Annotated in this window: 1 protein-coding gene; it reads right to left on the minus strand. The window is 63.8% G+C overall.

Going from position 1 to position 1,770, the window contains the following annotated elements; translation table 11 throughout:
* Nucleotides 1–1,647 (minus strand): IS1634 family transposase (locus QMG52_RS21610; RefSeq protein WP_283562457.1); only part of this gene is annotated, 1,647 nt, incomplete at its 3' end.
* Nucleotides 1,648–1,770: the final 123 nt, after the last annotated feature.

Below are 1,770 nucleotides of genomic sequence, written 5' to 3' on the forward strand. Positions count from 1 at the left end.
GAGCATGCGCCGGGCTTTGGGTCGTCCTCCGGTGGAGGGGTAGATCATGAGGGTTTCGCCGATGCCGGCGAGTTGTTCGAGGAGTTCGCGCACGGAGAGGTGGAGGCCGGTGTTCTCGGCTTCCCGCCGCATGAGGTGGGCGATTTGCAGGGCCAACACGCAGGTGAAGGTGTGAACGCGGATGTTGTGTTCGGTCCAGTGGTTCATCGGTGAAAACGAGACGACGTGAGGGTCCTTGAGCTGCCGGAACCCGAACTCAGCATCGGATTGCGACCGGTAGGCGGCCACCACGTCGGCGACGGACCACTGCTCATGGGTGGTGACCAGGACCCGCTTGCCGAACACCTCCTCCGCCAGTTCCTCTTGCGCGGTTTCGTTGAGGGTGACGGTCAGGCGATGGGTCGCCGGGGAGTCCCCGGTCAGTTCGCACACCAGCACGCGCCGCAGCCATGAATCACGGGTGATAGAGGCGATGTGGGTGCTGAGTTCTTCGGTGGTGCGCCGGGTCTTGCCGCGGGCCAGGGTCTGGGCGAGCTCACCCAGTTTTACCTGGGCCTTGGCCAGGGTCTGGGCGAACCCGGCGACCTGGGCGGCGTGCAACGTGGGTGAATGGGTGAGGATGACCCGGCGCTCGGTCCGGTAAACGACCCGCCGCGTTTCCACTGCGGTAAGTCCCCCGAAGCGCCCCGTATCCACCAATGCACGATCGGCAGCCGGAATGTTCAGCAGGTCGGTGACGTGGGAGGGCGGGATTGAACCGACGAATTCCAGCTCGGTGTCAGTGACACAGAGGAAGTTGGAGGCGGAGTTCTGTCCGGCATCAAAGACCACCGTCACCTCCGGGGTTGCCGGAGCCCCAGCCGTCCCGGTGGTGGCTGTGGTGGCGAGTTTGCGGTGCCGGGCGCCGAGGGCATCGATCATGACCGGGAACTGGGTGACGTCGGGCTTGTTCCCCGGATAGGCGTGGGCGAGCAAGGGGATCCCGCCGTCACGGGTGATGACCAGGCCCAGACCGATAAGGCGCAGATCGGTGCGTTTCTGCTTCGCTTTGCCGCGTTGGGCGATCGGCGCCTTCTCGTTGGCCGAGTCAAGGTAGGTGGCGAAGTTCGTCATGTCCAGGGCCAGGGCGGAGATGTCGAGGTTGAATTCGCTGATCATCGCCACCGCGATGCGTTCCTCGACCTCCGCGAGTTCTTCCAGGGACAGGGCGTGCATGGCCTCCCAGAATTTGCGGTGGTCCAGCACGGACGCGGGGATCTTCGTGAAGCGGTCCGCGGCGGTGGTCTTCCACCAGTCGGCGAAACCCAGCTTCGAGGTCGGGGCCACGACCCGGTTCAACGCCGCCAACGCCAGGTACGTGCCTACCGAGGCGCCGGCGTCCTTGCGCCGGGCACCAACCACGCCGTCGATGATCCCGGCCACGTCCAGGCGTTCCAGGATCCTCCAGGCCGCGGCACTGTCCCCGAACCCAAGATGCCGGGTCTTCTCGGGCACGACCGCGGCTTCCTTGGCATCCAGCAGCTTCTCAATGTCCTTGGCACTACCCAGATACCGCTCGGAGACCATCTTCGGCTTCCCGTGGACCCGCGCCATTTCACGCAGGTACCAGTACACCTTGCCGTTGACCGTTTTCTTGTACAGTGCCATGCCAATACCATACTTTAGGTCATACATATCTGGGTGACATGAAGGCCCCGACACGCCGCAACTTACGCGGTTTCTATTTCGCCGGGGCCCTCAAAAACAAAATAACCGGGAAACTCCCGCTAG

Source organism: Paenarthrobacter sp. PH39-S1 (genome assembly GCF_030063245.1).
Taxonomy (GTDB): Bacteria; Actinomycetota; Actinomycetes; order Actinomycetales; family Micrococcaceae; genus Arthrobacter_M.